At 75.0% G+C, this 25813-nt stretch carries 20 protein-coding genes; 15 read left to right on the forward strand and 5 right to left on the reverse strand.

Features of this window, described 5'->3' with window-relative positions:
* Positions 1-330 precede the first annotated feature (330 nt).
* The 3 genes from ACZ3J7_RS15020 (at position 331) to ACZ3J7_RS15030 (ending at position 5390) form a co-directional block, all read left to right on the forward strand.
* Positions 331-789 (forward strand): hypothetical protein, encoded by a 459-nt coding sequence (locus tag ACZ3J7_RS15020; protein ID WP_465620651.1) that lies wholly within the window; start codon positions 331-333, stop codon positions 787-789.
* A 185-nt stretch (positions 790-974) separates the two neighbouring features.
* The gene (locus ACZ3J7_RS15025; RefSeq protein ID WP_465620653.1) at positions 975-1655 is read left to right on the forward strand and encodes a response regulator; all 681 of its coding nucleotides are present in this window, start codon (positions 975-977) and stop codon (positions 1653-1655) included.
* An 81-nt stretch (positions 1656-1736) separates the two neighbouring features.
* A complete protein-coding gene (locus ACZ3J7_RS15030; protein WP_465620656.1) occupies positions 1737-5390 on the forward strand; it encodes a DUF4132 domain-containing protein in 3654 nt (1217 codons plus the stop codon).
* A 26-nt stretch (positions 5391-5416) separates the two neighbouring features.
* Here the strand turns inward: ACZ3J7_RS15030 and ACZ3J7_RS15035 are convergent, their stop codons facing one another.
* A complete protein-coding gene (locus ACZ3J7_RS15035; protein ID WP_465620658.1) occupies positions 5417-6103 on the reverse strand; it encodes a maleylpyruvate isomerase family mycothiol-dependent enzyme in 687 nt (228 codons plus the stop codon).
* Positions 6104-6710: 607 nt separating this feature from the next.
* On the opposite strand from ACZ3J7_RS15035, the gene ACZ3J7_RS15040 reads away from it, so the two are divergent.
* Both ACZ3J7_RS15040 and ACZ3J7_RS15045 read left to right on the forward strand, forming a co-directional pair.
* A complete protein-coding gene (locus ACZ3J7_RS15040; RefSeq protein ID WP_465620660.1) occupies positions 6711-7814 on the forward strand; it encodes a hypothetical protein in 1104 nt (367 codons plus the stop codon).
* 94 nt (positions 7815-7908) lie between these two features.
* A complete protein-coding gene (locus tag ACZ3J7_RS15045) occupies positions 7909-11406 on the forward strand; it encodes a DUF4132 domain-containing protein (protein ID WP_465620662.1) in 3498 nt (1165 codons plus the stop codon).
* Between the two features lie 56 nt (positions 11407-11462).
* Here the strand turns inward: ACZ3J7_RS15045 and ACZ3J7_RS15050 are convergent, their stop codons facing one another.
* Positions 11463-11993, reverse strand: coding sequence for a P-loop nucleotide/nucleoside kinase family protein (locus ACZ3J7_RS15050; protein ID WP_465620664.1), 531 nt, complete (start codon positions 11991-11993; stop codon positions 11463-11465).
* A 73-nt stretch (positions 11994-12066) separates the two neighbouring features.
* Here ACZ3J7_RS15050 and ACZ3J7_RS15055 point away from each other — a divergent pair, with 73 nt between their 5' ends.
* The gene (locus ACZ3J7_RS15055) at positions 12067-13614 is read left to right on the forward strand and encodes an FG-GAP-like repeat-containing protein (RefSeq protein ID WP_465620667.1); all 1548 of its coding nucleotides are present in this window, start codon (positions 12067-12069) and stop codon (positions 13612-13614) included.
* Between the two features lie 20 nt (positions 13615-13634).
* Here the strand turns inward: ACZ3J7_RS15055 and ACZ3J7_RS15060 are convergent, their stop codons facing one another.
* A complete protein-coding gene (locus tag ACZ3J7_RS15060) occupies positions 13635-14462 on the reverse strand; it encodes a GNAT family N-acetyltransferase (RefSeq protein WP_465620669.1) in 828 nt (275 codons plus the stop codon).
* A 282-nt stretch (positions 14463-14744) separates the two neighbouring features.
* Between ACZ3J7_RS15060 and ACZ3J7_RS15065 the strand changes: the two genes are divergently transcribed.
* The 6 genes from ACZ3J7_RS15065 to ACZ3J7_RS15090 all read left to right on the forward strand — a co-directional run bounded on the left by ACZ3J7_RS15065 (position 14745) and on the right by ACZ3J7_RS15090 (position 18914).
* The gene (locus ACZ3J7_RS15065; protein ID WP_465620672.1) at positions 14745-15041 is read left to right on the forward strand and encodes a DUF6342 family protein; all 297 of its coding nucleotides are present in this window, start codon (positions 14745-14747) and stop codon (positions 15039-15041) included.
* Positions 15042-15198: 157 nt separating this feature from the next.
* Positions 15199-15498 carry a DUF6342 family protein gene (locus ACZ3J7_RS15070; RefSeq protein ID WP_465620674.1) on the forward strand — a complete coding sequence of 100 codons (300 nt, stop codon included), beginning with the start codon at positions 15199-15201 and terminating at the stop codon, positions 15496-15498.
* Between the two features lie 105 nt (positions 15499-15603).
* On the forward strand, positions 15604-15909 hold the full coding sequence (locus ACZ3J7_RS15075) for a DUF6342 family protein (protein ID WP_465620677.1): 306 nt from the start codon (positions 15604-15606) through the stop codon (positions 15907-15909).
* A 491-nt stretch (positions 15910-16400) separates the two neighbouring features.
* Positions 16401-16865, forward strand: a complete 465-nt coding sequence (locus tag ACZ3J7_RS15080) for a LysE family translocator (protein WP_465620679.1) — start codon at positions 16401-16403, stop codon at positions 16863-16865.
* A gap of 364 nt (positions 16866-17229) precedes the next feature.
* Entirely contained in the window at positions 17230-18516 is a 1287-nt protein-coding gene (locus ACZ3J7_RS15085) for a phytase (protein ID WP_465620681.1), read from the forward strand.
* Between the two features lie 23 nt (positions 18517-18539).
* Positions 18540-18914: a hypothetical protein gene (locus ACZ3J7_RS15090; RefSeq protein WP_465620683.1), complete on the forward strand. Its 375-nt coding sequence runs from the start codon at positions 18540-18542 to the stop codon at positions 18912-18914.
* 85 nt (positions 18915-18999) lie between these two features.
* On the opposite strand, the gene ACZ3J7_RS15095 is transcribed toward ACZ3J7_RS15090, so the two are convergent.
* Complete coding sequence (locus tag ACZ3J7_RS15095; protein WP_465620686.1) at positions 19000-21996, reverse strand: S8 family serine peptidase; 2997 nt, start codon at positions 21994-21996, stop codon at positions 19000-19002.
* Between the two features lie 277 nt (positions 21997-22273).
* On the opposite strand from ACZ3J7_RS15095, the gene ACZ3J7_RS15100 reads away from it, so the two are divergent.
* Together ACZ3J7_RS15100 and ACZ3J7_RS15105 are read left to right on the forward strand one after the other, a co-directional pair.
* Positions 22274-23257, forward strand: a complete 984-nt coding sequence (locus tag ACZ3J7_RS15100) for a helix-turn-helix domain-containing protein (protein ID WP_465620688.1) — start codon at positions 22274-22276, stop codon at positions 23255-23257.
* A 377-nt stretch (positions 23258-23634) separates the two neighbouring features.
* Complete coding sequence (locus tag ACZ3J7_RS15105) at positions 23635-24081, forward strand: Lrp/AsnC family transcriptional regulator (protein WP_465620690.1); 447 nt, start codon at positions 23635-23637, stop codon at positions 24079-24081.
* A 100-nt stretch (positions 24082-24181) separates the two neighbouring features.
* On the opposite strand, the gene ACZ3J7_RS15110 is transcribed toward ACZ3J7_RS15105, so the two are convergent.
* A complete protein-coding gene (locus tag ACZ3J7_RS15110; protein ID WP_465620692.1) occupies positions 24182-25036 on the reverse strand; it encodes a helix-turn-helix domain-containing protein in 855 nt (284 codons plus the stop codon).
* A 147-nt stretch (positions 25037-25183) separates the two neighbouring features.
* On the opposite strand from ACZ3J7_RS15110, the gene ACZ3J7_RS15115 reads away from it, so the two are divergent.
* Entirely contained in the window at positions 25184-25786 is a 603-nt protein-coding gene (locus tag ACZ3J7_RS15115; protein ID WP_465620694.1) for an NADPH-dependent FMN reductase, read from the forward strand.
* The last annotated feature ends 27 nt before the right edge of the window (positions 25787-25813 follow it).

Genomic DNA, 25813 nt, shown 5'->3' on the forward strand with positions numbered 1-25813 from the left:
CGCCCCGGGACGCCGGACGCTCCGGCCCGCCGGGGGAACTCCCACGTCAATGTAGGTCACGTCCGCCGCCGCCCGGGGCAGGCTGGAGCGTAACCGCACCCACGGGCCCGACGGGGCGGCGGTCCCGGGGCGTTGACGCGCCCTTGGGCGGACGTTGGGGGGCGGTTTGCCTGGCGGCCGCGATTCGTGCCGGTTCGTCCGTTTCGGGACCACCGGCCCCGCGGGTGGGCCCGCCCGGCCCTATCCGCGCGCCGATCGGCTTCGACACGCTGCCAGCGTCGCGGCCCGCCCACGGGGGGCCGGTCGCGGCACGAGGAGAGGAATCCGCGCGTGCCCCACCCGCGCCGCCCGTCCGTGCGCCTGCTGACCCGCCGCCAGTTCCACCGCCGTCAGGAGCCGCACCGCCGGTGGGGCCGGGGCGCGCGCCGCAACCCGCTCCGCCGCGGGGTGGACCGCGCCCGGCGGCGGGCGGTCGCCCTGGCGTGCTGCCTGCTCGCCGCGGCCTCGGTGGCCGGCGCGGCGGCCGGCTGGCTCGCCCCGGCCGGGCTGCTGCCCGCGACGCCGGTCGGCGGCCCGTACCGCGCGGTGGACCGGGCGCTGCTCGGGCTGCTGGTGGGCGGGGTGGTGGCGGGCGGCGGGGCGGTCGGGCTGCGCTGGCGGCTGCGGGTGCTGGAGCGGCGGGCGGCGGAGTCCTGGGGGCGCTCCTGGCGGCGGGTCGAACCGCTCTGGTCGGGGCGGGCACTGCCCTGGTCGGACGGCGACGGGGGTCGCGGGAGGAGCGGGGGCTGAGGCGGCCGGATCCGACGGCGGTCCGAGCACGTCCGGGCGGAAGCCGTCAAGGGCCGGTCGGGGTCACGTCAAGGACCGGTCGGGTCCGGGTCCGGAGCGGCCCCGGGGGCGGGTGGCCCTGTCGGCGGGCGGGCGGGGTTTGGCAGACTGCCGGGTGTAGGGGTCTGCGAGGAGGAGTTGCTGCCATGTCCGAGGGTTCGGCACCGATCAGGGTGTTCCTGCTGGACGACCACGAGGTGGTCCGGCGCGGGGTGCACGACCTGCTGGACTCGGAACCCGACCTGCAGGTCGTCGGCGAGGCCGGGACGGTCGAGCAGGCGCTGGCCCGGGTGCCCGCGCTGCGCCCGGACGTCGCGGTGCTCGACATGCGGCTGCCGGACGGCGACGGCGTCACGGTCTGCCGGGAGCTGCGCTCGCGGATGCCGCGGCTGGCCTGCCTGATGCTCACCTCGTTCGACGACGAGGAGGCGCTGCTCGACTCGATCATGGCGGGCGCGGCCGGCTACGTGCTCAAGCAGATCAGCGGCACCGACCTGGTCACCGCGATCCGCACGGTCGCCTCCGGGCAGTCGATGCTCGACTCCGGCGCGGCGACCCGGCTGATGGCCCGGATGCGCGGCGAGTCCGCGGCGCCCGCGCCGGAGTTCCCGCACCTGACCGACCGGGAGCGGGAGATCCTGGCGCTGATCGGCGAGGGCCTCACCAACCGGCAGATCGGCGAGCGGGTGTTCCTGGCCGAGAAGACCGTGAAGAACCACATCTCCCGGCTGCTCGCCAAGCTCGGCGTGGAGCGCCGCGTCCAGGCCGCGGTGATCGCCACCCAGACCCTGGCCGCCCAGCCCGGCGGCGGCGAGCGCGGGCACTGACCCGGTCGGCTGTCCGGGGCGCTCGTTAGGGTGTGCCCGGGTCGTCGGCGAGCGGCGGCGGTCGAGTGCGGTGGAGGAACGGTGCGGCGCTGGGAGCTGGTCGACGGCGGTTCGGCGAAGTTCTGGGAGGCGGCGGCCGACGGCGCCTCGGTGCACGTCCGGTACGGGCGGCTCGGCACGGCCGGGCAGCTCAGGACCAAGGAGCTGGCCGACCCGGCGGCGGCCGCCGCGCACCTCGCGAAGCTGATCGCGGAGAAGGAGCGCAAGGGCTACCGGGCGACGGGCGCGGCCGTCGCGGCGCAGGCGTCCGCTGCGCAGGCGCCCGCTGCGGAGCCGCCTGTTTCCGAGGTGCCCGCCGCGCCCGTTGCGCCCGCCGCGTCCGCCGCGCCCGTCCCGCTGCCCGACGAGGACGTCTTCGTGCTGCCCGCGGCGTGGCACGCGCAGGTGGTGCCGCGTCGCGGCGGCGGGGTGCCGGCGGGGCCGTGGCGGCCGCTGGTGGAGGCGGCGGAGGCCGCGGCGTGGGAGGAGCGGCTGCTCGCCGAGGAGGAGCGGGCGGTGGCGAAGGTGCTGTCCTCGAAGCACGGCGACCCGGAGGTGGTGCGGGCCGTGCGGACGCACCTGGCGGGGTCGCCCGATCCGGTCGGCGCGGCGGTGCTGGTCACGGTGCTGGCCCCGCGGGACGTCCCCGACTGGCCGCGCCGGCAGTTCGACTCCTGGGTGGTGCGGTTCGGTCCGGAGTTCGCCGTGCGGGCCGCGCTGCGGATGCTGGAGGTGCGGGCCACCTCGGTGCGGATGATGTGGCGCAACAACGGGGTGGGGTTCCGGCAGGAGCCGGTCGACTCCGCGTACACGGTCGTGCTGGAGTTCGGCGTGCTGGCCGCCGCCCGCCGGATGCTGGCCGGCGCCGAGGAGCCGGTGCGGTCGGCCGCGCTGGCGGCGCTGGACGGGGCGGTCGGCACCCCGCTGCGGCGGGCGGTGACCGCGTACCTGACGCCGGAGCGGACCGCGCTGGTGGACGCCTGCCTGGCCGAGCCGGCCGCGTCCACCGACCCGCTGGTGCGGACGCTGCTGGCGTACGCGCTGGGCAGCGCCGAGCAGGTCGCGCGGTTCGGGGGCGCGGGCGGGACGCTGCGGCACGCCTGGCTGCACCAGCTGGTCGCGACGCTCGCCGACGGGGCCGGGCTGGCCGCCGCGCCGCTGGTGCGGGAGGGGGCGGCGCCGGAGGGCCACGCGTCCGACCTCGAGTGGTACGCCGGGTTCCTGGCCGCGTTCCCGACCGACGGGACGCTGACCGAGCTGGTCGACCGGATCGCCGACAAGCACGCCCGGGTGGCCCTGCTGGAGGCCGCCGGGCGGCAGCCGGTGCGGGCGCTGCGGGTGCTGACGGCGGCCGCGCGGCGCGGCGGGCCGAACGCGGCCGCGGCCCGGCTGATGCTCAACGGACTGGTGGCGCAGCTGCGTTCGCGGCTACCGGAGCTGTTGCCCCGGCTGGACGGGGCGACCTCGGCGTTCGTGCTGTCGCTGGACGGCGCGCGGGAGCCGTTGCCGGAGGCCGCGCCCGCCGCGCTGCCCGCGCTGCTGGCCGCGCCGCCGTGGGAGCGGCCGCGCACCGCCGCCCGCCGGCCGAAGGTGCTGACCGGTCCCGCCGCTCCCACCGCCGACGAGGGTTCGCAACTGCTGTGGGAGGAGGGCGAGTCGGCGTCGTTCGCGGCCGCCACCGCCCACTACTGGCAGTACCCGGCGGGCACGAACTGGCGGGCCGAGCTGAGGAAGGCGCGGGAGGCCGGCGAGAGTTGGAGCCTGGCTCGGCTGCTGGTGCAGGGCCCGGCCGAGCTGGTGGCGCCACTCCTGGAGACCCTGGAGCCGCGGGCGCTCGCCGAGGCCCCCGACCAACTGCCGCCGCTGCTGGCCAGGTTCGGCACGGACGCGCTGCGGCTGGTGCACGGCGCGGCGCAGGCCCGGCCGAGCGAGGCGGCGGCGGTGCTGCTGCCGGTGCGGGACGCGGCCGCGGCGAACCTGATGGCGGACGTCCTGGTGCGGCTCAAGTCGGCGCAGCCGGTGGCCCGTTCGTGGTTCGCCCGGCACGGGGTGGCGGGTGCGCTGCTGCTCGTCCCGGCGGCGACGGGCAAGGCCGGGCGGGCCCGGACGGCGGCCGAGCACGCGCTGCGGGCGGTCGCGCGACGGGAGGGGGAGCCGGCGCTGCTGGCGGCGGTGGCGGAGCGGTACGGCGAGCCGGCCTCGGCGGTGGTCGCGGAGGCGCTGGCCTCGGACCCGCTGGAGACCGCGCTGCCCGGGCGGCTGCCCGAACTCCCGGACTGGCTGCGGCTGGAGGTGCTGCCGCAGGTGCCGTTGGCGGGCGGCGGCGGGGCGCTGCCGCAGCGGGCGGTGCGGCACCTGGTGACGATGCTGCAGCTGAGCAAGGTGCGCGAGCCGTACCCGGGCCTGGCCCTGGTCGTCGAGGAGTTGGGGCGGGCGGAGGCGGCCGAGTTCGGCTGGGCGGTGTTCGAGGAGTGGCGGCAGGCGGGCATGCCGGCCAGGGACGGCTGGGCGCTGCACGGGCTCGGCGGCCTGGGCGACGACGGGACCGCCCGTCGGCTGGCCCCGGTGCTGCGCGAGTGGCCGGGCCAGAGCGCCCACCAGCGCGCGGTGGAGGGCCTGGACGTGCTGGCCGCGATCGGCACCGACGCCGCCCTGTCCCACCTGCACGGCATCGCCCAGCGGGTGAAGTTCAAGGCGCTCAAGTCCCGTGCCCAGGAGCGGATCGCCGAGATCGCCGAGGCGCTCGGCCTGAGTGCCGAGCAGTTGGGCGACCGCCTGGTGCCGGACCTCGGCCTGGACCCGGACGGCACCACCGTCATCGACTACGGCACCCGGACGTTCACCGTCGGCTTCGACGAACAGCTCCGCCCGTACGTGCTGGACGCCGACGGCAAGCGCCGCAAGGACCTGCCCGCCGTCGGCACCCGCGACGACCAGACCCTCGCCCCCGCCGAACGCAAGCGCTACACCGCCCTGAAGAAGGACGTCCGCACCCTGGCCACCGACCAGCTCGCCCGCCTCGAAGCCGCGATGGTCACCGAACGCACCTGGACCGCCGCCGAGTTCACCGACCTGCTGGTGCACCACCCGCTGCTCGGCCACCTGGTGCGCCGACTGCTCTGGGCCGCCGGCCCCGACACCTTCCGGGTCGCCGAGGACCGCACCCTCGCCGACCGCGACGACCGGCCCTTCGAACTGCCCGCCGACGCCGCCGTCCGCCTCGTCCACCCGCTGCACCTGGACGCGGAGACGGCGGCGGCCTGGGGCGAGGTGTTCGCGGACTACGAGCTGGTCCAGCCGTTCCGCCAACTGGGCCGTCCGGTGGTCCGGTTGACCGAGGAGGAGGCCGCCGGGCACCGGCTGCACCGGTTCGAGCAGCACACCGTGCCGGTCGGCCGGGTGCTCGGGCTGACCGCGCGCGGCTGGCAGCGCGGCACACCGATGGACGGGGGCGTCGAGTGGGGCATCCACAAGCCGCTGCCGGACGGCCGGTTCCTGGTGGTCTCGCTGCAGCCGGGCATCGCGGTCGGCATGGTCAACGAGCTGGGCGACCAGACCTTCGAGACGGTGTGGCTCGGCACCGAGCCGGGCGACTACTGGACGGGCCGGACCGAGTCCGGCGAGCGCTTCGCCGACCTGGCGCCGGTCACCGCCTCCGAAGTGCTGCTGGAGCTGGAGGAGCTGACCTCCGCCTGACCGCGGAGCGGGCGGCGGCGGGCGGCTCAGGGCACCAGCGGCCCGGCCAGCACGTCGAGTCCGGCCGTGCGGTCCCCGGACCAGCTCAACTGGCCGGTGTCGCGCGGCTTGCGGCCCCACAGGGTGAGCAGCAGGTCCTCGGCGGTGCCGGAGACCTCGGCGACCGGCTCGCCGGGTCCGTACGTCCAGGACCGGCCGAGGTCGGCGGCGGTCAGCCGGACGGCCCGTTCGGGTGCGGTGGCGGCGCCCCGGGAGACCATCCGGCCCGCCATCACCTCGAAGACCTCGGCGACGCCGTCGGCGGCGAGCTCCGGGTCGAGCGGCTTCGCCGCGCCGAGGGCGTGCGCGGCGTCCCAGCGGTGCACCAGGGTCTCCTGGGCGCGGCGGCGGCGCCAGAAGCCGACCGTGTGCGGCGGGAAGAACGTCCACGCCTCGGTGTCGGGATCGACCGCCAGGGCCTCCACCAGGGCGTCCGCCGACTCGGCGTACCAGGCCCGGAGCGCGGCCGGGTCGGCGGGCGCGGCGCCCTCGTCGTAGCGGTCGCCGTGCTTCTCCCGGACGGCGGTGACCACCCACAGGTTGCCCGCCCCCATGTGCCCGGCCAGGTCCGCCAGCGTCCAGTCCCCGCAGTGCTCGACCGGGGCCGTCAGGTCGCCGTTCAACAGGGCGCCGAACTCGTCCAGTTCGCGCCGGAGTTCCACCAAGTAGTCCACCGCGCCACGATACCCCCGCCGGGTCCGGCACCCGCCGGGGGGCGGGTCCGGCGCCGTCCTCGCCGCCGGGGTCCTCGGCGAACCGGAGGAGTCGGCCTCCGCATGAGCCGGTGCCGGCGCCGGGTTCCGGCCACGTCGCGCCCGTCCCGGCCGGGGGTGGCGGGGCGGGCGCGGCGGGCGGGCCGGGTGGGGCGGCCGGGTGGGGCACCGGGGACGGTCGGGGCTCGCGGGGCGCGGGGGGCGGGCCGGGGATCGGCCGGGTTCCGCCGGGGCCGGGCGGCTCCGGGGGCTGGGCCGCCGGGGGCCGCCGCTCCTAGCATGTGAGTCGCCGCCGGGGGCCGAAGTCCCGGGCGGCCGGGCGCCGTTGCAGCCGGCGCCGATCGGACAGCACCGGACGCCTCGGGTTGCAGTGACCGCGTCCGGGTTCCACCGCGCACCCCGGCGCCGCCGGGGTGACGTCGGGCTCCCCGCTCCGAACCGTTCGACCCGCCAGGTGGCGGCACGCACCGTCCCCGGACGGCCGTTGCCCCTGCCCCCGGGCGGGAGTTCTCAGCGCACGCCCCGCACGCAGTCGGCACCTGTCCCCACCACCCCTGGAGTCACCCCCATGACCGTCCGCTCCGCCCTGCCCCCACGCAGGCAGCTCCGCCTCGTCCCGATCGTGCTGGCCCTGCTGGCCGCCCTGCTCGCGGTGGCCGTCCCGGCGGCCGCCCCGGCGCACGCCGCGGTGCCCGACCGGTGGGGCTTCGCGTACCTGGACAACCCGACGCCGCCGCCGGGCTACGTCCCCGACCCGAGCCGGCAGTGGGGCAGTTGGACCACCCCCGCGAGCAACCCGGTGAAGGTCGACCAGGTCTCGGCCGGCGGGTACGTGGTGCACTTCCCGCTGATCGGCGGCCCCGGCGGGATCGCGCACGCCACCGCCGTCAACCGCACCGGCACCTGGTGCCAGATCCAGGGCTGGGGCACCGTCGGCACCGGCCTGGACGTCAAGGTGGCCTGCTACGCCCCGAGCGGGGCGCCCGCGCCCTCGGCCTTCACCGTGCTGTTCACCAGCAGCAGCGGCACGCCCACCACGCCCGGCGGCTACGGCTACCTGTACTCGCTGCCCTCCGGCTCGCTGGTCACCCAGTACAACTCGACGGGCGGGGCGAACCTGGCCAGCCACGGTTCCACCGGCATCTGGAAGGCCTGGCTGCCGAACCTGGGCTCCTCGGTCGAGGTCGGCAACGTGCAGGTCACCGCGGTCGACTCCGCCCAGGGCGCGCGCTGCAAGGTCTCGGGCTGGTACCCGTCCACCACCGGGCAGACCTTCCTGGTCGCCTGCTTCAACGCCGCCAACGTCCCGTACGACACCAGTTGGACGCTCAGCTACTCGGTCAAGCGGGCCGTGCACGGGCCGGCGTTCCCGCCGAAGTCCTTCGGGTACCTCTGGTACAACGGCGCCGTCCCGGCCGGGACGAACTTCAACTCGGTCGGTGCCGTGAACAGTTGGAGCATCGGCGTGCCGTCCTCCGTGGTCATGCCGGGCGTCGCCGTCCCGTCCGACCACGCCCAGGTCACCGCGTACGGCAGCGGCCCCGGCTGGTGCCACCTCGCGCAGCCCTGGTCCCGCAGTGCGAGCACCGTGCAGCTCACCCCGCTCTGCTTCAACCCCGGCGGCGCGCCCGTCGCGGCGCCGTTCCTGCTGGCGTACACCTCGGCGTTCTGACCCGCTGACGGCCAGTGGCCCCGACACCGCCGCGCCCGGCGGTGTCGGGGCCACTGGCTAGGCTGGGAACCGACGTTGGTCGGTCCGAGGTGTGATGGGTGCGGGGGGCGCGGTGCTGCGGCGGACGGAATCGGGCGAGGACGCCTTCGCATGGCCGGCCGGGTGGGGGTCGCTGGTGGTGCCGAGGCGCGGGGGCGCGGCGGTGTCGCCCGCCGAGTGGCCCGGCGCCGGGGCGGTGGCGGCCGAGGACGCGCTGGTCGCCGAGCACCGCGAGTGGATCGAGCGGGTGTGCGCCTCCGCCCGCTCGGACGGGGCGCTGGTGCGCGCCGCCCGGGCGTACCTGGACGGCGCGGCGGACGCGCTGGGCGCGGCCTGCGTCGCGTCGATGCTGTCCCCGCTGTACGAGGAGGGCGCGGCGGGCGGGGCGCTCCTGGTCGACGCCTGGACGGCGCGGCACGGCCTGGTGTTCGCCGTCCGGGCCGCGGTCGCCTCGCTCGGGGTCGGGTACGCGCACGCGTGGCCGGGATGCGCCGCCGAGCGCCTCCTGCCGGGCAACCCCGCCTCGCCCGCGTTCGGCCGGGAGCCGGCGAAACTGCTGCGCTGGGCCCGGCACCTGCTCGCGGTCGCCACCGGGCCCGACCACCGGGCGGCCCGGGCGGCGGCCGGGGAGCTGCGCTCCGGCGGGCCGCTGCACCGGGCGGGCGCCGGGTACCTGTTCCCGGAGGTGCCCGGCTGGGTGGACGAGTGGATCGACGAGCTGCCGGCGGAACGGCAGGGCCGGTCGCTGTGGGCGCTGCTGCTGTCGGCGCTCGGCGAGCGCGCGCAGGTCGACCGGCTGGCCGCCCGGGTGGCCTGGTTCCCGTGGGACGCCGAGACGGCGGCGACCGTCGCGGACGGTCTGGGCACCGACGCGGTGCCGCTGCTCGCCAGGGCGCTGCGCCGGCTGGACTGCGGCGACGAGGCACGCCGACTCGCCGAGCTGCTCCTGGAGTTCCCGAGCGACGAGGCGGTGCGGGCCCTGCTGGAGCGGGCGGACGACAAGTCGGTGGCGCCGGTGCTGTGGGCGGCGGTGGAGCGCTATCCGGTGCGCGGGCTGCGCCTGCTGGCGGCGGCGGCACGGGACGGCGGGAGCACGGCCCGGCACCTGCTGGACCGCCGGCTGCGCGGCCTGGCCGCGCAGGCGGACCCGCTGCCGGTCCGGCTCGACCCGGCGACGGCGGCGTTCGTCCGCACGCTGCCCGCCGCGCGGCCGGCCGGCCCGTTCGCCGCCGAGCCGGACTGGCCCGCCGTGCTGGCGTCGCCGCCGTGGGAGCGGCCCCGGGCGACCGGACGGCCCCGGGCGACGGCCGGACCGGCCGCGCCGGCCGTGGACGAGTCGACCGTGGACGAGTCGACCGAGCTGCGCTGGCTGCCGGGCGAACGGGAGGCCTGGGCCGTGCCCGCCGAGCCCGACGAGGACGTGTGGAACCTCCCGGCGGACACCGACTGGGTGGCGGCCGCGTCGGACGCGTTCACCGGCGGCGGCATGTGGGCGGCCTGCCGGTGGCTGCGGCGGGCGCCGGTGCCGGCGCTCGCCCCGCTGCTGGTCCGCTGGCGGCCGGAACTGATCTACCAGGGCGTGGAGTTGCTCCGCCCGGTGCTCGCCGACTACGGCCGCTCGGCGGTGCCGGTGGTGCTGCACACCGCCCGGCTGCGGCCCGCGCAGACCGCGTCACTGCTGCTGCCGGTGCTGAACGTGGCGGCGGCCCGGCTGATGGCGGAGGGCCTGGTCACGCTCAAGTCGGTTCGCAGCACGGCCGGTTCGTGGTTCGCCCGGCACGGGGTGGCGGGCGCGCTGCTGCTCGTCCCGGACGCGGTGGGCGCCCCGGGCCGGGCCCGGACGGCAGCCGAACAGGCGCTCCGCCTGGTCGCCGCGCGGTCCGGCCCGGACCGGCTGACGGCGGCGGTCACCGAGCGGTACGGGGAGGGGGTGGCGCGAGCCGTCGCGGCCGTACTGGCGGTGGACCCCCTGGTGGCCGCGCTGCCCACCCGGCTCCCCGAACCACCCCACTGGCTCGACCCGACGCTGCTGCCGCCCCTACCGCTACGCGCCGCCGCGGGCACGGGCGCAGACGCAGACGCAGGCTCGGACTCGGACTCGGACTCGGACTCGGACTCGGACTCGGACTCGGACTCGGGGGACCGTCCCGCCGTGGGCGCGGTGCTGCCGGAGGCCGCCGTGCGCCGCGTCCTGACCATGCTGGCGCTGTCGAAGCCCGGCGCCCCCTACCCGGGGCTGGCGCTGGTCGCGCGGGAGTGTGCGCCGGGGGCGTGGGAGGCGTTCTGCTGGGCGGTGTTCGAGGAGTGGCGGCTGGCCGGGATGCCCGCCGCGGGGAGTTGGGCGCTGTCCCTGCTCGGCGAGTTCGGCGGTGACGACACGGCCCGACGGCTCGCCCCGGTGCTGCGGTCGTGGCCGGGCCAGCAGGCGAGCCGCCGGGCGGCGGAGGGCCTGGACGTGCTGGCGGCGATCGGCACCGACACCGCGCTGGCCCACCTGCACGACATCGCCCAGCGGGTGCGCTTCGCGGGGATCCGCGCCCGGGCCCGGGAGAAGGTCGCCGAGGTCGCCCTCCACCTGTGCCTGACGCCCGACCAGCTGGCCGACCGGCTGGTGCCCGACCTGGGCCTGGCCGCCGACGGCACGGCCCGGTTCGACTACGGGCCGCGGGAGTTCACCGTCGCCCTGGACGCGCACCTGCAGCCGTACGTGCTGGACGCGGCGGGCCGGCGGCGAGCGGCCCTGCCCGCGCCCGGCGAGCGGGACGATCCGGAGCTGGCCCCCGCCGCGCGCAAGCGGTACGCGGCGTTGAAGAAGGAGTTGCGCACCGTCGGGGCCGAGCAGATCGCCCGGCTCGAAGCCGCCATGGTCGAAGAACGGCCTTGGGGCGCGGACGAGTTCAGGTCGCTCTTCCTGGCTCACCCGCTGCTCGGCCGGCTCGGGCAGCAGCTGCTGTGGACCACCGGTCGCGGTGCCGCCCAGGCGGCGGGGGCGTTCCGGGTCGCCGAGGACCGCACCTTCGCCGACCTCGACGACAAGCCGTTCGAGCTGCCCGCCGACGCCGTCGTCCGCCTCGTCCACCCGGTCCGCCTCGGCGGCGACCTGGCCGGCTGGACGGAGCTCTTCACCGACTACCTGCTGGTCCAGCCGTTCTCCCAACTCGGGCGTCCGGTCAGGTCGTTGACGCCGGAGCAGGCGGCCGGACACCGCCTGCCGGGGTTCTCGGGGCGGCTCGTCGGCTACGAGGCGGCGCAGGAGCTGGTGCGGCGCGGTCGCGACTGGGTGCGCGGGCAGCCGGAGGCGGGTGCCAGCGGGTCGGCGGTCTACAAGCGGCTGTCGGACGGCCGGTACCTGAGCGTCGTCCTCGACCCGGGGTTGCACGGCGCCTCGGTGGCCGCCCGGCCCGACCAGACCGTGCGGGAGGTCTGGCTCGGCACCCGGCCCGGCGGGTACGTCCCGGGCGACGGGCACGAGCGGCCCTTCGCCGGGGTGGACGCCGTCGCCCTCTCCGAACTGCTCGTCGAACTGGAGGAGTTGACCGGCGCCACGGCCTGACCCACCCCGCCCCCACCCCGCCCCCCGCTCCCCCGTCCCGTCCTCCCCCGTCCCGCTCAGGACACCGCGGCCAGGAAGTCCAGCGCGGTCGAGACGTTCCGCGCGACCTCGACCGTGCTGTCCAGGACCAGCAGCTCCGGCCGGCCCGGCGGCGCGGGGGGCCAGGGCCGGTACTCCGCCCGCAGGCGCTGGACCGCGTCCCAACTCGGTTCCGGGAAGCTATCGATGCCGCGCTGGCGGCCCTCCAGCCGGGCCCGGTGCAGGGCCTGGTCCGGGCAGACCACCTCCAGGAACGCCACCGGCACGCCGTGCCGGGCCGCCAGCGCCCGCCACTGCCCGCGGGCCGCCTCCACCGCGTTGACGGCGTCGACGACGACGTGCCGGCCGAGCGCCAGCACTCCGTCCGCGACCGCCTCGGCCACCAGGTACGCGGCCAGGCCGGTCGGCTGGTCGGCCGCCACCCCGGCCCGGCGCATCGCCGCCTCGATCGGGTCGACCGACACCACCGGCGCGGACAGCCGCCGCGCCAGTGCTCCGCCGACCGTGCTCTTGCCCGCGCCGGGCAGGCCCGCCATCGCGATCAGCACCCGTCCGTCCCCCTCGTCCGCATCGTCACGGGCGCCCGAAGGCCCGTCCCTTCCCCGTGAAAGGCTTCCGCCCATGATGAAGCACCTCGGACGGGCCGGAGTCGCCGCACTGGCGATCGTCTCCGGATCCCTCCTCACGATCCCGTCGGCCCAGGCCGCCGCCCCCGCCGCACCGCCGCTGCGGGTGCTGCCCCTGGGCGACTCCATCACTGCGGGCGTCGGCGGTACGACCGGCGCGGGCTACCGCCTGCCGCTGTGGAACACCCTCGCGGGACAGTCCCGCTTCACCGCGGACTACGTCGGCTCGCAGAGCTTCGGCAACGTCGCCGACCCGGACAACGAGGGGCACAGCGGCGCCCGCGTCGCCGACATCCGCGCCGGCGTCGACGGCTGGCTCTCCGCGGCCGCCCCCGACGTCGTGCTGCTCCACATCGGCATCAACGACCTCGACCGCGATCCCGCCCGGAACACCCAGGCGTCGGCCGACCGGGCCGCCGCCGCGTTCGTCGACCTGGCCGACCGCATCTTCGCCGACCGTCCCGGTGTCACCCTCCTCGTCCAGGGCCTGATCCCCACCACGCCCGGCCTGCAGACCGCGGCCCAGGCCTACAACGCCGACATCAAGGCCCTGCAGTACGGGAGCCTGGCCGGGCGCAAGTTCCGCTACCTGGAGCCGCCGGCGCTGGCCGGCACCGAGATGAACGACCAGCTGCACCCGAACGACGCCGGTTACGCCCGGCTCGCCGGCGTGTTCTTCCAGGGCCTGGACCAGGCCGTCACGGACGGCCTGGCGCAGCGTCCTGCCGCGCACCGCGCGGGTTCGGAGGCGGGTTCCGGTCGGGTGCGGTGGGCGGACTTCGACGGTGACGGCCGGGCCGACTACGTCGTCGTCAACCCGGGCGGGGCGGTCAACGTCCTCCTGAACCGGGGCGGGGACGGGAACGGCGGCTGGCAGAACCTGGGCCAGGTCGCGTCCGGGCTGACCACCGACGCCTCCCGGGTGCGCTTCGCGGACTTCGACGGCGACGGCCGGGCCGACTACCTGATGATCAACGGCAACGGCTCGGTGACCGCCTACCTGAACCGGGGCGGGGACGGGAACGGCGGCTGGCAGATCCTGGGCCAGGTCGCGTCCGGGCTGACCACCGACGCCTCCCGGGTCCGGTTCACGGACGTCGACGGCGACGGCCGGGCCGACTACTGCGTCCTGGACGGCAACGGCGGGATCCGCACCTACCTCAACCGCGGGGGCGACACCTCGGGCGGCTGGAGGGACTACGGGCAGATCGCCACCGGCCTCACCGGCGACCTCGGCCGGATCCGCCTGGCCGACGTCGACGGCGAGGGCCGGGCCGACTACAACGTCATCCACCCGAACGGCTCCGTCACCACCTACCTCGACCGCGGCGGCGACGGCCACGGCGGCTGGAGCGACTACGGGCAGATCGCCACCGGCCTGACCACCAACCAGGACGCCGTCGTGCTGGCCGACGTCACCGGCGACGGCCGCGCCGACTACCTCGTCACCAACACCGACGGATCCGTCACCGCCTACGCCAACAACGGCGGCGACGGCCGGGGCGACTGGAGCGACCTCGGCCGCATCGCCACCGGCGTCTGAAGCCGGGGGTCCGCCCCCGCTCAACCCAGCCGGAGGGCGTAGACCGGCTCCTGGCCGAACCCGGTGAACCCGTTGCGGCGCAGGATCGGGCCGGACGTGTCCGGATTGGCCTTGACCAGGGCCATCCGGGCGCCGTTCGCCGCCGCGTACGAGAGGCGGGCGCCGAGCAGCGCCCGGTAGACGCCCCGTCCGCGCCAGGGCGGGGCGACCACGCCGCCGGTCAACCGGGCGACGCCGTCGACCAGTTCGAGGCTCGCCGCGCCCACGGGCGTGCCGTCCGCGTACGCGACGAGGGTGCCGCCGCGACCCGCCGGGACGCTCGCCGCGCCTCGGGCCGCCGCGCCCTCGCACCAGGCGGCGGACGGGAGTTCGCCGCCGAAGCCGGTGACCTCGACGGCCGCGGCGTCCCGCGCGGTGGCCGGGTCGCGCACCCAGCGCAGCTCGGTCGCCGGCCCGGGCGGGACGGGCGCCGGCGCGCCGCCGGACAGGTCGGTGGCCAGGAGTTCCAGCCCGAGCTTGATCCGCCCGCCGCGCGCGGCCAGCTCGGCGCCCAGCCCGGCCGGGTCGCCGATCAGCACCTGCCAGTCCAGCACCAGCGGCCCGAGCGTCCGGGCCAGCGCCAGCACGGCGTCCACGGCCTCGCCGAGCGGGCCGGCCGGGGTGAAGGAGACCACCGAGAGGTCGAAGGCGTACCGGTCCGGCAGCCGCAGCACGGTGCACGTCCCGTCCGTGAAGACCTCGGCGTCCTCCGGCGTCCACACCCAGGCCGCACCGGCGGCCGCGACCTCCGCCGCCGTCAGGTCCGTCGCCGGGTCCGCCGTGGAGTTCGCCGTCGGGTTCGTCTGCATCCGGTCAACCTAGCCGCCCGCACCGGCCACCCGTCCACCCCCTCCGCCGGTCCGGGCAGCGTGCTGCGCCCGGAGCCCCCCGTCCGGGCAAAATCGATCAGCACCCTCTCATTTTGGGGCGGTATCAGAAATTTACGAACGGACGTGCCGGTTCCGCAGCCGGGCTGTGTAGGTTTTCGATCGGTCCGGGCGGCCAAGTGCCTTACCCGGGACCGAAGTTGTTTCCATCAGAGCGCGGGCGTTCCCTCGTGGACGCCCCGCAGGACCGAAAGGGGGGGCTCCATGCCCGACGTCGACCTCGGGGTGGCGGACGACTGGGACGACGGCGACTTCCACGGCCGCGTCAAGCTGGTGCAGAGCCGGGGCCAGTCGAACCCGGCGAAGAAGGACGTGCTCGTCGGATCGCCGGTGAGCATCGAGCTCTCGGTGAACACGAACCTGTCCACCAGCCAGGAAGCCGACAAGATCTACTTCACCACCCACCACGGCAGCACGAAGAAGGTCGTCGCCGTGCTGGACTCCGACGGCAACCTCTCCATCGCCGGCAAGGTGTTCACCAACCAGGGGAACCTGACCTGATCAGACCGGGGCGCCGCCCCGGCCGCCCCCGCGCGCACCGACGCGGTGCGCGCGCCCGCGCCGGGTGGAGCAGACCGCCCACCCGGCCACGACCTTGTTTCCACTGGAGTGCGGGAGCGCCCTCGGCGGCTCCCGCAGAACGTAGGGGAGGACCTCCGTGCCCGACATCGACCTCGGCGTGGCGTCGGATGTGAAGACCGGCGACTACAACGGCCGGATCAAGCTGACGCAGAACCGGGTGGCCTCGAACCCGGCGAAGAAGGACGTGGTCATCAGTGGCCCGGAGAGCATCGAGCTCTCGGTGAACACGAACCTGTCCAGCAGCCAGGAGGCCGACAAGGTCTACTTCACCACCCACCACGGCAGCATCAAGATCCTCCTCGCCGTGCTGGACTCCGACGGCAACCTGAGCCTCGCCGGCCGGCTGAACACGGGGCAGACGAACCTGACCTACTAGGACGCGGCGCCGGGCGGGGAAACCGCCGACCCGGCCCCGAACTCGTTTCCACTGGAGTGCGGGAGCGCCCTCGGCGGCTCCCGCAGAACATAGGGGAGGACCTCCATGCCCGACATCGACCTCGGTCAGGCGACCGACGAGAACTACGAGGGCGACGGCAACGGCCGCGTCAAGCTCGTCCAGAACCGGGTCTACGACACCTCGCCCAAGCGGGACGTGCTCGTCAGCGGCCCCCAGAGCATCGAGCTGTCCATCAACACCAACCTGGAGGTGGACCGCACGAAGAACAAGTTCTACTTCACCACCCACTGGGGCGGCACGAAGAAGGTCATCGCGATCCTGGACTCGGACGGGAACCTGTACCTCGCCGGCGGCGTGACCCAGAGCCAGGGCGGCGGCCTGAGGTACTAGGCCCTCGCCCCTCCGCCGGGTCTCCCCCGGCCCCTCGGGGCCGGGCGGAGACCCGGCGTCGCGCGTCCGGCGGCACGCGAGGGGGGAGGACGCCGTAGTGATTCGTTACGTTGGGTGATCTTTCCTGGTGGTGGGCGCCCCCCGGGTGTGAAGGTGGGATGTGGAGCGGCTCCGTGGTGAGCTGGCGGAGTTGGTGGGTGAGGTGTTCGGGTCGTTGCCGCGGCGGACCAACGTCGATCATCGACGAAGGTCCCGGGCCACCGCTCGGGCGTCGCGGACATCTCGGGCTCAAGCTCGTCACACGGCCGGGGATCGCCGAGGCGGGTGTGCACCCTGGCGAGGCGAGCGGCTCGATGAATGCGTTGCCCCGCAAGGTGCGCCGGCGGTTGTTCCGGGACGGTGCCGGTCGTCCCGCGTCCGCGCTGCTCAGCACCGGGGACCATCCGCGCCCCGGAACACCGACTGCTCCCCTCCGGGCCGACGGACAGCGGATGGACGGTTCGGAGAGCAGCAGCACTCCGGGTGTCCGTACGGCCCGTGAAGCCCCGATCGCGCCCGCCACGGGCGACCGCCGCCGCGGGCCCGTCAAGGCCTTCCGGGACCGCGCCCCGCTCGGCGAGGACGAAGGCACCACCGGGTCGGCGGGCCCCAGTCGGTGGCGCGCCTTCGGCCAGGGCATGCTGACGAACCTGCTGAACCCAAAGGTGATCTTGTTCAACATCGCATTCCTGCCACAGTTCGTCCGTCCGGCCACGGGGCACGTCCCGGTGCAGTTCCTCCTCCTGGGCTTGACGATGGTCCTCATCGGCCTCGCCGTCGACACGTCGGTCGGGCTGCTGGCCGGACGACTTGCCGCGCTGCTGCGCCGCAGTGCCCGCACCGCTCGGGCGTTGAACGTCCTCAGTGGAAGGATCTTCGGCGGCTTGGCCGCGCGTCTCGTCGCCGCGCCGAAGTAGGCGGTTGTCGATCGGAGCGACCAAGGGCGGCGGTCGATGACGGACTGCCAGGAACCCTGCGCCCGAGGCAAGGGCTCTCCCTGATGCGCGGTCTCGGGCCCGGGGCCTAGCGTCCTGTCCGTCGAGTCGGCTCCGGCTGCCGAAGGACCGTCCCTCCAGCCGGCCCTCATGCGGCGGGAGGGCGGTGATGTCCCGCAGGCCTCGGAACCGGTGATCACGGGCCGGGGCCGACCGGGGCGGTCCGGTCCTCGCTCCACGGCTTCGCGAGGTGTTCAACCGCCGGACACCGAACGGTCGCGGACATGACGGATGCGGCAGCGAGCTTCTTCCTCATCAGGGTAAACCGCTCATATCGGGAGAAAGCATGACGATACGTCTGGCCGTCCGCGTCTCAACCCTCGTCCTCTGCACCACACTGGCCGGCTCGCTCGCCCTCCCGGCGCAGGCCTCCGGGATCCCGGCCGTCCACGCGAAGGCCGAGACCGCGCCTCTGTTCGACGACGAGGCCGGCGGCAACGCGAACGCGGACGACCCGGCGATCTGGCGCAACGCCGCCGACCCGGGCCGCAGCCTGGTGATCGCCACGGCCAAGCAGGGCGGCCTGCGGGTCTACGACCTGGAGGCGCGGCAGGTGCAGTCGCTCCCCGCCCCGGCCGGGCCGAGCGCCGCCGACAAGCCCGGGCGGTTCAACAACGTCGACCTGGTGTGGGGCCTGAGGCTGGGCGGCGCCCCCGCCGACCTCGCGGTGGTCAGCGACCGCGGCAACGACCGGCTGCGGATCTACCGCATCGACCGCGACAAGCCCGGCGGTCCGCTCACCGACGTCACCGACCCGGGAGCGCGTCCGGTCTTCTCCGCCGACCAGGCCGAGATCAACAAGCAGAAGACCGCGTACGGTCTGGCCACCTGGACCGACCGCTCCACCGGGCGCTCCTACGCGCTGGTCAGCCAGCGCAACCGCACCCGGATCGCGATGCTGGAACTGATCGCCACCCCGGCCGGCACGGTGGACTACCGCCGGGTGCGCACTCTCGACCTGCCGTCCACCTTCCGGCTGCCCGACGGCACGACCTGGACGCCGTGCGCCGAACCCGGTGAACTGCCGCAGGTCGAGGGCATGGTCGTCGACCCGGCCGACGGCACCCTGTACGCGGGACAGGAGGACGTCGGCATCTGGCGCGTCGACGCCGGCCTGACCGGCACACCGGTCCTGGTCGACAAGGTGCGCGAGTACGGCGTGCCCGGCACCTACGACGACGCGACCGGGGAGTGCACCCCGGGCGCCGACCCCGGCTACGGCGGCAACCACCTCGCCGCCGACGTCGAGGGCCTGGCCCTGGTCACCGAGGCGGACGGTGACGGCTACCTGTTGGCTTCCAGCCAGGGCGACAACACCTTCGTCGCCTACGACCGCGAGCGCGACGACGACAACGAGTACGAGGGCGCCTTCCGTATCACCGCCGCCTCCACCACCCTCGACGGTTCCGAGGTCTGCGACGGCGCCGCCGCCCTCAACGCCCCCCTCGGCAGCCGCTACCCCCACGGCCTGCTCGTCGTCCAGGACGGCCAGGAGACCCCCGGCGACGACGACCGCGAGGCCACCGGCTTCAAGTTCGTGGACCTCGGCGACGTCCTCGACGCCATCGACTGATCCGGGAACACCGCGGACGCACGGTGGCGACACCGTGCGTCCGCCGTACCGCCGTCGGCCAGGCCCGCATCGCCTGGCCGCCGACCCGGGACGAGCACGTCGAGGAGGCAGTCGCCCGGCTGCGCCCGCTGCCGGGGAAACGGGCCGCAAGCGACCTGGTCGAACTGCTGATGCGGTTCCGCGTCCTCCTGGTGGGCGGTCATCTCGCCCCGGGCCTGCCGGGCACAGGCCGGGTGGCGGCCTTCCAGGCCGGGGCGAAAGCCGGCGTCGGCGCCGTGGGCGGTGTCCGCGACCAGCGCGGCGGGCCGCAGTCCCGTGCCGGCGGGTTCGTCGGGCTCGACGTGTGCCGGCCCTCCAGCAGCAACCCCCGCGGATGCGGTTCGCCCGTGGCCCGCTGATCAGTTCGAGTGGTCGGCGCGGGCGGAGCACCCGTGCGGGGGCGGCACGCGCGTGCGTGCCGCCCCCGCCGGTGGGTGCCGGGATTCAGTTGAGGGACAGGAAGGAGCCCGCCCCGTTGGCGTACTCGATCCAGGCGCCGGACCGGGCGTCCGCCGGGACGCCGGACCAGGCGGCGGTCAGGTCGGTCGGTACGCCGGGGGTCACGCGGGCCCGGTCGGGCGTGACCGTGACCTTGCCGGTGACGGGACTGTCCGCGGTGACGTGGTTCGCCTGGTAGGTGTACGGAGTGACGGTCTCGGCGTCGGCCCCGACCGCGACCAGGGACACGAAGATGGCGTCGACCGTGGGATGCGGCACGGTGATGGTGACCTTTCCGTCGCTGTCGGGGACGGCGACCTGGACGTCCTGGATGACTCCGCCGACCTTGCCGCCCCAGAGGACGCCGGTGATGGTGTCCGCCGCCGCGTCGAAGCGGACCGTGATCTGCGACGCCTTGGCGCCGGACGGGATCTCGGCGTCGTAGGAGAGCTGCTGCATCGAGGTCAGGGTGCCCTTGGTGACGGGTGAGGAGACCGGTCCGTAGGCGGTGGCCGTCAAGGTGCCGGTGGCCGGGGTGACCGAGAACCCGGTCGAGCCGCTGGACCCGGAGCCCTTGATCTCGGCGGGGGCGCGGACGGTCTGCGGGGTGACGACGATCGGGCTGCGGACGGTGATGCGGTCGGAGGTCCAGGTGAGGGACCCGGTGTCGACGCGTCCGGCGGGCGCGGTGGTGACGTCCAGGGTGACGGTGAAGGTGAGCTTCTGGCCGGGGTGGGTGAAGTGCAGGACGGGCGGGCTCACGGTGGTCCTGACGCCGGGGAGGTCCACGCGGGCACGGTAGGTGCCGGGCGTGGTCGCGGTGACGGTGCGGGTGACGGTCTGCTTGCCGAAGAGGTCGCCGACGGCTATGGACGGGTAGTTGAGGTCGCTCGGGTCGATGGCCTTGACGCCGGTTCCGGTGTGCACGCCGGAGCCTTCGAGGTAGGCGAGCCAGTCCCGCTCGCCCGAGTCGTAGACGAGTCCGGGCCGCAGCATGGCCCGTGCGTCCACCTCGCCGGCGCCCTGCGCGAAGGCGTCGCCGCCGTTCTTGCCGTCCGCGGTCCTCGTCGGCGTGGCGGTGGTCATCATGGCCGACTTGATGCTCATCGGGGACCAGGTGGGGTGCTCCGTGAGGTAGAGCGCCGCCAGGCCGGCGATGTGCGGGGTGGCCATGGACGTGCCGGAGTAGTAGTCGAAGTCGTGGCCGTTGTTGCCGTCCGGGGACACGGCCGCGAGGATCGTGGTGCCGGGCGCGGTGATGTCGGGCTTGAGCAGGTCGCCGTTGCCGACGAGCGAGGGGCCGCGCGAAGAGAAGCCGGCCACCTGCGGGTAGGCGTCGGAGGCGCCTCCCGCGGTGAGGGTGGCGGTGGCTCCGTCCGTGGCGGCGTAGGTGCGGACGGTGGCCGCGTCGGGGGCGTTGAGGTGGACGACCGGCAAGCTGTGGAGGTCGCCGTCCCTGCTCTCGTCGCCGGGGTTCACCAGGACGACGCCGATGCCGCCGGCCCGCCGGACCTCGGCGGACTTTTCGAGGCGGGAGTTGAAGCCCCGTTCGCAGACGACGATCTTCCCGGCCGCGCGGGCCGGGTCGAGGGAGTTCGACATGCAGTAGTCCGCGTAGACGTCCACGGTGTCGGAGACCCGGACCGCGGAGCCCCGGGCGAGCGGGGCGGGGCCGACCTGCCGGTGCACGGTCGTGCTGATGCCGGTGTGGCTCGCGCCGTTGCCGAGGGTCACCGTGCCGGTGTGCGACGCGATGGTGCCGGCGGCGACCGTCGTGGTCCAGGGCGCGGTGTTGTCGAGGCTGGACGGCTTCGGGCCGGAGTTGCCCGCGGCGGTGGCGACGAAGACCCCGGCCACGGCGGCGTTGCGGAGCGCGACCTGCGCCGGGTCGTCGTACCCGCTCTCGACCGTGCCGCCGAGCGAGTAGTTGATGACGTCCACGCCGTCGGCGACGGCCTGGTCGATGGCGGCGACGAGGTCGCTGGTCAGACCGCCGTCCGCCGTGCCGTCCTTGCTCTGCCAGAGGGCCTTGTAGACGGCGATGGCGGCTGCGGGGGCCACGCCGGAGACGGTGCCGAGGTCCTCGCCGTCGGCCTTGGCGCGGACGTCGGCGTTGCCGGCCGCGGTGGACGCCGTGTGGGTGCCGTGGCCCTGGCTGTCGCGCGGGGAGACGTATCCGGCCCGGTTGGACTCCGGTACGGCGTCGAACCAGGCGTCGCCGAAGTAGCGGGCGCTGATGACCTTCTCGTTGCAGGCCGCGGCGGTGAAGCGGTCGCCGGTCTGGCAGGTGCCCTTGAAGGTGCCGCCGTCCGCCTTGTGCATCACGGTGGTCGCGCCCACCCGGTAGGGGCGGTGGCGGTCCTTGTTGCCGGGCTTGCGGGAACTCAGGGCCGGGGCCTCGAAGGAGGGGTTCTCGGGCCAGATGCCCGTGTCGATGTCGCCGATGACGATGCCCTTGCCGGCTTCGGCCGTCCCGCCGAGGGCCTTCCACAGCCCGTCGCGGCCGGAGAGCCCGAGGAAGTCGGTGGAGCTCCGGTCGTCGGCGGCCCGGTGGAACCGGTCGGGGGCGATGTGCACGACGCTCCCGGTGCGGGCGAGGCGCACCAGTTGGCGGGCGTCGAGCCGGGCGCTGAAGGTGTTGGTGGTGACCGCGAAGTGCTGCCGGACGGTGGCACCGACCTCCTTGGCGACGCGGGTCTGCTGGTCCGTCAGGTGGGTGCGGTACCGCTTGGCGGCGGCCGATTCGACATCGAGCTTGCCGCCCCCGGCGGGTTTCGTGGCGGAGAGGTCGGCGACCCCGCCGTCGTAGGTGACCAGCGGCTCGTCGGCGAGGGTGACCAGGTAGGTGCCCGTCGCGGATTCGGCGATCGGAGCGGGATCGGGGGCGGGAGCGGCGGTGGCGGTCGTGGCGAGGGGGAGGCTGAGCGCGGCGAGGGCGGTGGTGAGCAAGGCGGCGAGGGCGGCTCGCCGGTTGCGCGACGTTCGTCGCGGTGGGAGTGACACGGACTCTCCTCATGGATTTCCACGCACGCCGGAGGGACGAGCGTGGATGCTCGTCTGCGGCCTGCGCTGGGGGTGGGAATCTCCGAACCGGCTGGCACCTGGGGTGACTGACAGGTGGTCCGGGACGAGTGAACGCCGCACGAATACCGGCTGTCCAGATAATGTGATGGCGTCTTTGGCGTGGTGACCAAACGCGCCAGGCGTGGGAGGACCGGTCGGCCCGCGACGGGGCATGGGCCTCTGGCGCTGTCCTCCCGGGTGGCGAGGAGGGGTGGTTGTGCTGGAAGCCGTGGGCGTGGGCCCGTTCGACGAGAGCGTGTACCGGGCGGTGTTGTCGGGACAGCAGTGCACGGTGGCCGAGCTCGCGGAGAGCACCGGCACCGGAGTGGCGCGCACCGGACAGGCGTTGAAGCGGCTGGCCGACCTCGGCCTCGTACGGCGGGTGGGCCGGGGCCGGTGGGAGGCGGTGAGCCCCCGGTCGGCGCTCTCGGCCCTGCTGCACCGGCGTCGGTCCGAGGCGGAGACGATGTACGCCGAAGTGGAGGCGGAACTGTCGGGTCTCCATCGCCTCTACCGGGCCCACCAGTTGACGTCGGACCCGGAAGCCCTGGTGGAGGTGGTCTCGGACCCGGAGGCGATCGCCCGGCGGATCGACGAGGTGAACCGGTCCGTCACCACCCATCTGTGGACGCTGGACAAGCCGCCGTACCTGGATGCGGTCGGTCAGCCGCACTTCCACGAGCAGGAGAAGACGACCACCCGCGAATGGGTGGAGCGCGGCGTGGACGTCCGGGGCGTGTACTGCCTGGAGTCGATCGCTCCGCCCGGCCGGATGGAGACCGTTCTGCGGCTCGCCGCCCTCGGCGAGAAGTCGCGGCTGCTGCGTCATCTGCCTTTCAAGGCGCGGATCGTGGACCGCAGGGTGGCGATGGTGCTGCTGACCGGTGGCAGCAAGGAATCCATCGTGCTCGTGCATCCGTCGGGCCTGCTGGACGGGCTGATCGAGCTGTTCGAGGTGTACTGGGAACGCGCCGAACCCCTGCTCGCCCATCAGGTGGAGGAGGCGGAGGAGGGGCCCAGCGAGGAGGATCTGGTGCTCGTGCGTCTGCTGCACGCCGGTTTCAAGGACCAGGCGATCGCCCGGCAGTTGGGGGTCAGCGTGCGCACGGCGACGCGGCGAGTGGCGGCTCTGATGGTCGCACTGGACGCCGGTACGCGGTTCCAGGCGGGGGTCCGGGCGCGGGAGCGCGGCTGGATCTGAGCCCGTCTGGGGCCGTCCGGCCCTCACCCTCTCGTGCGTCCGGTCCTTGGCAGCCCGCCCGTTCGGCCGGCGCGATGGCCGCTGCTGGTGGACCTGGTCCGGTACCCGGCCGGCCCCGGGATGGGGGGCCGGCCGCGGGGTGCCGGGGATGCCCGCGCACCTGTCACCTGGTCGGAGTCCGCGCCGTGGGGGTTGGCCGGCGCGGGCCTCCTGCCGGGGGTCACCCGGACGCCACGACGATGACAGGAGGGCGGTCCGCAGGCGATAGGCCGGGCGTCATCACGCACATGTCGAGCGTGGTTCACTCGATCCGCAAGGAGCAGTGGAGCTTTCAGCGCGTGACTCATGCGTGGCGCGCACGATTCGGGGAGTTGGCCGTGGACGCGATCGACCGTCATATCCTGACCGTCCTCCGCAAGGACGGGCGAGCGCCCGTGTCGGAGATCGCGCGTGCTGTGGGCCTCTCGGCGGCTCCGTGCGCGCGCCGCATCGAGCGCATGGAGAGGACGGGTGTGATCCGCGGCTACACCGCGGTCATCGAGGACAGCCGGGCGGGCATGCTTCAGGCGTTCATCGAGATCCGACTGCTCGGCGCCACCGACAGCGACGAGATCCAGGGCATCTCCGAGAGCATCCCGGAGATCGAGGAGAGCCACAGCATCGCCGGCACCTCCGACGCCCTGCTCAGGCTCCGGGTCCGGGACGTGAAGCACCTTCAGCAGGTGATCAACGCCGTACGCCGGACCGGCAAGGTGGAGGGCACCAGGACCTTCATCATCATGAACACCTGGACGCGGGTGACTGAGCAGGCGGGCACCCCGTAACCGCGAAACGGCATCACGCCCGAGCCTCGGGTGATGGCAGCTCGTCCGCGCGGGACTTCGGAGAGGAGTACGGCAACAGGGATCCGCTGACTGACGGGTCCTAGGCGGGCACCACCCGCAGGGCGCCCGGGTGGCGGCCGGTCAGGCGGTCGAGGGCGGCGGCGGTGGCCGGGTCGGCGGGCAGGTGGACCAGCAAGCGCTGGTCGTCGTCGGCGGGCAGGTGGAGGGTCTCGTACGCCAGCCGCAGCTCACCCGCCTCCGGGTGGTGCAGCCGTTCCGTCCCGGTGGCATCCGGCAGTCCGGGCAGGCTCGCCAGCCGGTCGGTGAACTCGGCGCCCGCCGCGAGGGCCAACTCGTCCATCAGGGCGGCCACTTGGAGGTCGGAGCGCCCGGGGCCCTGCTTGAGGGCGGCCACCTGCTGATCGGCCGTGCGCTCCCAGTCCGGGTAGGCGGTCCGGGCCCGGGGGTCGGCGAAGACGTAGCGGACCAGGCTCGGCCGCGCGCCGTCCAGCAGGCCGAGGGGTTCGGCCAGCCGCCGGTACGCGGCGGTGCAGGCGAGGATCTCGCCGAGCCGGTTGAGCACCAGCGCGGGGGCGGGTTCGAGGTGGTCGAGCAGCGCCCGCACGGCGGGGCGGACGGACCGGTTCGGCGCCGCGCCGCCGGTGCAGGTGAACCGGCCGCCCAGCGCCTTGCCCAGCCGGTGCAGGTGGACCCGCTCGGCGGTGCCCAGCCGCAGCGCGTCGGCCAGCGCGGAGAGCACCGGCACGGACGGGTGGCGGTCGCGCCCCTGCTCCAGCCGGGTCACGTACTCGACGCTCACCCCGGCCAGGGTGGCCAGCTCCGCCCGCCGCAGGCCGGGGGTGCGGCGGCGCGGGCCGGACGGCAGGCCCACCTCGGCCGGGGTGACGGCTTCGCGGCGGGTGCGCAGGAAGAGTCCCAACTCGTTGTCGCTCACCCGTCGAACGTAACAGCCCGGCCCGGTGCGGAGGGTGGCCCCCGCACTACCAGTCTCGGCGCGGCCTCCCCCGCCCCGCCGCGGCCCGCGAGCCTGGAGCGGTGCCGCCCCGACCGGGGGCGGCGTGCCGACAGCAGGAGTCCCGTGATGACCAGTCAGCCGCTCAACCTCGCCGTGATCGTCGCCAGCGTCCGGGAGGGCCGGTTCGGCCCGGTGGTCGCCCGCTGGTTCGTGGAGCGGGCGGAACTGCACGGCCGGTTCACCGTCGACCTGATCGACCTCGCCGACACGCCGGTCCCGCTCGAACTCCCGGCCGTCCCGCCGGCCCTGGAGCCGAACCCGCCCCGCACCCCGGCGATGCAGCGCCTCGCCGACCGCCTCGCCGCCGCCGACGCCGTGGTGGTGGTCACCCCCGACTACAACCGCAGCTTCCCCGCCTCGCTGAAGGCCGCCGTCGACTGGCACTACACCCAGTGGCAGGCCAAGCCGATCGGTTTCGTCGGTTACAGCGGTGCCAGCGGCGGCCTGCTCGCGATCGAACAGCTCCGGCAGGTCTTCAACGAGCTGCAGGCCCACACCGTCCGGGACTACGTCTCCTTCCCGCGCTACTACCAGCTCTTCGCCCCCGACGGCACCCTGCTCGACCCGGACGGCCCGGAGGCCGCCGCCAAGGCGGTGCTCGACCAGCTCGACTGGTGGGGTTCCGTCCTGCGCGACGCCCGCCGCGACCGCCCGTTCACCACGAGCTGACGCCCCGGGGCGGTACGCCGGAGCCCG

It is taken from the genome of Kitasatospora sp. NPDC015121, from assembly GCF_055562955.1.

What these genes read in the sequence shown, in the direction of transcription:
- ACZ3J7_RS15025 (WP_465620653.1), top strand. Translation starts at nt 975, where the DNA reads ATGTCCGAGGGTTCGGCACCGATCAGGGTGTTCCTGCTGGACGACCAC.
- ACZ3J7_RS15040 (WP_465620660.1), top strand. Translation starts at nt 6,711, where the DNA reads ATGACCGTCCGCTCCGCCCTGCCCCCACGCAGGCAGCTCCGCCTCGTC.
- ACZ3J7_RS15045 (WP_465620662.1), top strand. Translation starts at nt 7,909, where the DNA reads ATGGGTGCGGGGGGCGCGGTGCTGCGGCGGACGGAATCGGGCGAGGAC.
- ACZ3J7_RS15055 (WP_465620667.1), top strand. Translation starts at nt 12,067, where the DNA reads ATGATGAAGCACCTCGGACGGGCCGGAGTCGCCGCACTGGCGATCGTC.
- ACZ3J7_RS15060 (WP_465620669.1), bottom strand. Translation starts at nt 14,462, where the DNA reads ATGCAGACGAACCCGACGGCGAACTCCACGGCGGACCCGGCGACGGAC.
- ACZ3J7_RS15065 (WP_465620672.1), top strand. Translation starts at nt 14,745, where the DNA reads ATGCCCGACGTCGACCTCGGGGTGGCGGACGACTGGGACGACGGCGAC.
- ACZ3J7_RS15075 (WP_465620677.1), top strand. Translation starts at nt 15,604, where the DNA reads ATGCCCGACATCGACCTCGGTCAGGCGACCGACGAGAACTACGAGGGC.
- ACZ3J7_RS15080 (WP_465620679.1), top strand. Translation starts at nt 16,401, where the DNA reads ATGGACGGTTCGGAGAGCAGCAGCACTCCGGGTGTCCGTACGGCCCGT.
- ACZ3J7_RS15085 (WP_465620681.1), top strand. Translation starts at nt 17,230, where the DNA reads ATGACGATACGTCTGGCCGTCCGCGTCTCAACCCTCGTCCTCTGCACC.
- ACZ3J7_RS15115 (WP_465620694.1), top strand. Translation starts at nt 25,184, where the DNA reads ATGACCAGTCAGCCGCTCAACCTCGCCGTGATCGTCGCCAGCGTCCGG.